At 62.9% G+C, this 5,477-nt stretch carries 3 protein-coding genes; all 3 read right to left on the bottom strand.

Annotated elements, in window-relative coordinates; genetic code table 11:
- Positions 1-1,082 (bottom strand): NAD(P)H-dependent oxidoreductase (locus AC1DX0_RS30345; protein WP_477358118.1); only part of this gene is annotated, 1,082 nt, incomplete at its 3' end.
- A gap of 84 nt (positions 1,083-1,166) precedes the next feature.
- On the bottom strand, positions 1,167-2,561 hold the full coding sequence (locus tag AC1DX0_RS30340) for a multicopper oxidase family protein (protein ID WP_477224011.1): 1,395 nt from the start codon (positions 2,559-2,561) through the stop codon (positions 1,167-1,169).
- A 135-nt stretch (positions 2,562-2,696) separates the two neighbouring features.
- The coding region (gene metH / locus AC1DX0_RS30335; RefSeq protein WP_477358115.1) for a methionine synthase at positions 2,697-5,477 on the bottom strand (2,781 nt) is incomplete at its 5' end.

The raw sequence follows: 5,477 nt of genomic DNA, 5'->3' as shown, positions 1-5,477 counted from the left end.
GCCAAGTCCCGCTTGGCGACCGCGCAAACCTCGGCGACCGGCCGTGGCAGCGGCACCATGTCGGGCTTGCCGAACAGCACGATGCGGGCGGCGGTCAGCGGCACTTCCAGTGACGTCAGATGGTACGGCCGAAACAGGCTGTAATATGGACCGTGGCCGATATGCAAATCGTCCATGCGCTCGATGATGCGCGGATGCGTTGCCTCGACGATGACGAAGACACCGGGCGCCACCCCCTTGCCTATGGTGTAGTCGACGACGCCCTTTTTCAGCAACAGCCCGCCGTCCTCGCGTGGGATCAGCACCTTGACGAGGTCGTCGCGGTCGGCCTTCGGGCCATGCATGCCGGGCACGTCGGGCACCAGGCCGGTGGCGTTGGCGATGGCGCACATCTCGACCATGGTTTTCGAGCCATCGACGAACTCGACCAGCATGCGCGGGTTCATGTTGCGGCGGATCGCTTCCTCGCGATAGTCGTCGGGCATGGCGTCGTGGTTGAGCGGGTTGTTCTTGCCCTTGCCGGCCGAGACGATGGTGAGGCCGAGCGCCGACGCGAACTCGATCAGCTCCATGCAGCTCGACGGCTCGTCGCCGGCGCCAACGGAATAGACGACGCCGAGCCGGTCGGCCTGCTGCTTGAGATAGCAGCCGATGGTGACGTCGGCCTCGACATTCATCATCACCAGATGCTTGCCATGCTCCATCGCCGACAGGCAGAAATCGGCGGCGACGCCGGGTTTTCCCGTGGCATCGATGACGACGTCGATCAGCGGATTGGTCACCAGCATCTCATTCGAGGTGATGGCGATTTTTCCGGCCTCGATTGCCGCTGTCACTTTCGACGCGGTGTCGGCTTCGACCGCCATCGCCTCGTCGCCATAGGCGATGCGGATGGCGTCACGTGCGGTGTGTGGACGTCGAGTGGAAACGGCGCAAACCGAAATGCCCGGCATCAGCATGCCTTGTGTGACGAGGTCGGTGCCCATTTCACCCGAACCGATGACACCGATGCGCACCGGGCGGCCCTCGGCGGCACGCTTGGCAAGATCGCGGGCAAGGCCGGTCAAGGCGACATTGGTCATGCGGGGATGTCCATGGTTCTTGATTTGGAGGCGGCATAGCAGGGAACCGCCCGCTTTTGCCAACGAAACCGCTCTAACGTGGCTTCAAACCACCCTGACGTAGCTCGTCATGCCCGATTTCTGGTGCTCGATGATGTGGCAGTGCAGCAGCCAGTCGCCGGGATTGTCGGCGACAAAGCCGAGCTGAACCTTCTCGTTGGGCTGGATGAGATAGGTGTCGGAAATGGCAGGCTGAACCGGCCGCGTCGACGACGACAGCACCTTGAAGCTCATGCCGTGCAGATGCATCGGATGCGATTGCGGCGTCAAATTCTCCATGTCGATGACATAGCTCTTGCCAAGCTTCAGCTCGGCCAGCGGCGCGGTTGGATCTGATGTATCGCCCGGCCACGGCACCTTGTTGATGGCCCAGAAACTGTAGCCGAGTGAACCGCAGATGCCATCGCTCGGGACGTTTTCCGCCGTCGCGCTGAGCGCCAGCGAAATATGCTGGGCAGCGGTGAGATCCACCTCCTTCACAGGATTGGCCTCCAGCGGCGCAACATCACGAACGTCGCGCTTCAGCGAGCTGCCAACCGCACGCAAGGTCGTGAGCACCTTGGGTTTGGTGCCCCTGACGTCTCGCAGGCTCACGATCGCGCCCTCATCATCGGGCATGCGGATGGCGAGTTCCATGCGCTGGCCTGGTCCCAGCAGCAAAGCATCGGGTGAAAAGCGCTCAGGCACCGGATTGCCGTCGAGTGCCATGACCGTCGCCTCGGCGCCGTCGACGCGAAAGGCATAGATGCGGGTGACGTCAGTGATCGCCACCCGTAACCGCACCAGTCCACCGGCCGGCGCGTCATATTGCGGCTGATCGAGCCAATTGGCGGTGCGCACCGTGCCGTAGGTGCCGGTTCTCGCGGCATCGCGCGGGCGGAACTGATCGATGAACTGGCCGTCGTCGCCAAGACGCCAATCCCGCAGATTGAGGACGAACTCGGCGTCGAATTTCGGATCGCTTGGGTTCTCGACCACGATCACGCCGGTCAGACCGTGSCCCATCTGCTCCAGCGTGTTGCAATGCGGRTGATACCAGAAGGTGCCGGCRTCGGGCGGGGTGAAGGCGTAGTCGAAATGATCGCCGGTGTAGACATAGGGYTGGACCAGGAAGGGCACGCCGTCCATCTTGTTTGGAACGCGAATGCCGTGCCAGTGGATGGTCGTCGGATCATCGATGGCGTTGACCAGACGCGCGGCGAAGGGCTCGCCCTTCTTCATCCTCAGCACCGGCGGCATCCCGGCATTGCCATAGGTCAGCACATTGTTGGTCGGGCCGGCATCCATCAGCCTGGCCTGGATTTTCGCCGTCTGCAGCACCACCGGCTCCGGACCGGCGGCGGCCCAGCTGCCAAGCCTGCCGATGGCCGAGAGTCCGACCCCGCTGGCGCCAGTGATGGCGGCCGTTTTCAAGAGCCTGCGGCGTGTAAGGACGGTCATTCAAGCTCCAACTGCAAAGACGGCTGCCCAGTATCTATCGCCGCCTTGAACCATGAGCCAGCAATCCGTGCAAATGCCTTATGGGCACATCCTGTCTTGCCATGGCGGCAGGATGAGACGACAGAGCCTCCCGCCCTACTCCGCCGCCTCGGCATACTGCGCGGGCACATAGTTGAGGATAGGTCCGAGCCAGCGCTCGACCTCAGCCAACGGCATGTCCTTACGAACGGCATAATCCTCGACCTGGTCGCGCTCGACCTTCGCGACGCCGAAATAATAGCTTTCGGGATGCGCCAGATAAATGCCGGACACTGACGAGCCCGGCCACATCGCGTAGCTTTCGGTCAGGCTGACGCCGGCATTACGCTCGCCGTCGAGCAGCCTGAACAGCGTTTTCTTCTCCGTATGGTCGGGCTGGGCGGGATAGCCGGGCGCCGGGCGGATGCCGCGATAGGGCTCGCCGATCAATTCGTCCGGTGCCAGCGCCTCGTCAGCCGCATAGCCCCAGAATTCCTTGCGCACCTTCTCGTGAATACGCTCGGCGAAGGCTTCGGCGAAGCGGTCGGCCAGTGCCTTGACCATGATCGAGGAGTAATCGTCATTGGCGCGCTCAAAACGCTCTGATATCGCCACTTCCTCGATGCCGGCGGTGACGATGAAGCCGCCGATGTAGTCGGACTTGCCGCCGTCCATTGGCGCGACGAAATCCGACAGCGCGACATTGGCCTTGCCGTCGCGCTTGGTCAGTTGCTGGCGGAGAGTGAAGAAAGTCGCCAACTCCTGCGAGTGCCCCTCGTCCGTGAACAGCCTGATGTCGTCACCGACGGCATTGGCCGGCCAGAAGCCGATGACGCCGCGCGGCGCGAACCATTTTTCCGCGATGATCTTCTTCAGCATCGCCTGCGCATCCTCGAACAGCTGGCGCGCGGCGGGTCCCTGTGCCTCATCCTCGAGTATCTTGGGATAGCGGCCCTTCAGCTCCCAGGTCTGGAAGAACGGCGTCCAGTCAATGTAACGCGCAAGCTCGGTCAGGTCCCAGTTCTCGAACACCTTCACGCCGGTGAAAGACGGCTTCGGCGGCTCGTAGGCAGACCAGTCGACCTTGTGCGCATTGGCCCTTGCCCTGGCCAGTGGCAGCCGCTGCTTGTCGGCCTCGGAGCGGGCATGCGCGTCGGCAACCCTCTTGTACTCGGCTCGCACCGTATCGACAAAGCCGCCCTTAGTCTCGTTCGACAGCAAAGACGACAAAACGCCGACCGCGCGGCTGGCGTCGGTGACATAGACGGTCTGCCCCCTGGCGTAGCGCGGGTGGATCTTCACCGCCGTGTGCACACGGCTGGTCGTSGCGCCGCCGATCAGCARCGGRATRTCRAASCCTTCGCGCTCCATCTCGGYGGCCATGTGYACCATCTCGTCCAGCGAYGGGGTGATCAGGCCGGASAGGCCGATAATGTCGACRTTYTGCTCGCGCGCGGTCTGCAGGATYTTSGCCGCCGGCACCATGACACCGAGATCGATGATCTCGTAATTGTTGCAGGCGAGAACGACGCCGACGATGTTCTTGCCGATGTCGTGGACATCGCCCTTCACCGTCGCCATCAGGATCTTGCCCGCCGTCTGGCGCTCGCCATTGACGATGCCGTTGGCGGCGTTGGCCAGTTTCTCGGCCTCCATATGCGGTAACAGCCCGGCTACCGCCTGCTTCATGACACGGGCCGACTTCACCACTTGCGGCAAAAACATCTTGCCTGCGCCGAACAGGTCGCCGACGACATTCATGCCGGCCATCAACGGGCCTTCGATGACATGCAGCGGGCGCTCGRCCGCCAGCCGCGCTTCCTCGGTGTCGGCGTCGATGAATTCGGTGATGCCGTTGACCAGCGCATGCGAAATGCGCTGCTCGACCGTCCATTCGCGCCAGGCGAGGTCGCGCTCCCTGGCTTCCTTGCCGGCCGTGCCCTTGAAGCGTTCGGCGATCTCCAGCATGCGCTCGGTGGCGGTGCCGCCGGCCTTGGGCGCGCGGTTGAGCACGACATCCTCGCAGGCCTCGCGCAGCTCCGGCTCGATCGTGTCATAGACGGCCAACTGACCGGCATTGACGATGCCCATGTCCATGCCGCGCTGGATGGCGTGGTAGAGGAACACCGCGTGCATGGCCTCGCGCACCGGCTCGTTGCCGCGAAACGAGAAGGAGAGGTTCGACACGCCGCCGGAAATATGGACATGCGGCAGCGTCGCAGTAATCTCGCCGGTGGCCTCGATGAAGTCGACGCCGTAATTGTCRTGCTCCTCGATGCCGGTGGCGACCGCGAAGACRTTGGGGTCGAAGACGATRTCYTCGGGCGGGAAGCCGGCCTGYTCGGTSARRAGYTTGTAGGCGCGGGTGCAGATYTCGACCTTGCGCGCCTTGGTGTCGGCCTGGCCGGCCTCGTCGAAGGCCATGACGACCACSGCSGCGCCATAGGCGCGCACCAGCCTGGCATGATGCAGGAACGCTTCCTCGCCTTCCTTCATCGAGATGGAATTGACCAGCGGCTTGCCCTGCACGCATTTCAAGCCCGCCTCGATGATCTCCCATTTCGAACTGTCGACCATGACAGGAACACGGGCGATGTCCGGTTCGGCGGCGATCAGGTTGAGATAATCGACCATCGCCTTCTTCGAATCGATCAGCCCTTCGTCCATGTTGATGTCGATGATCTGCGCGCCATTGGCGACCTGATCGCGCGCCACGTCGAGCGCGGGAACATAATCGCCCGCGGTGATCAGYTTYCKGAACYTGGCMGAGCCGGTGACGTTGGTGCGCTCGCCGACATTGACGAAGGGGATTTCGTCCGAAAGCGTGAACGGCTCCAGTCCAGATAAGCGCATCTTGCGCTCGATCTGCGGAATGGCACGCGGCGGGTACTTTTTCAC

This window comes from Mesorhizobium sp. P3_A9, from assembly GCF_056402975.1.
The sequence above is the reverse complement of the archived record's forward strand: the minus strand, read 5'-3'. Positions and strand labels throughout refer to the sequence as shown.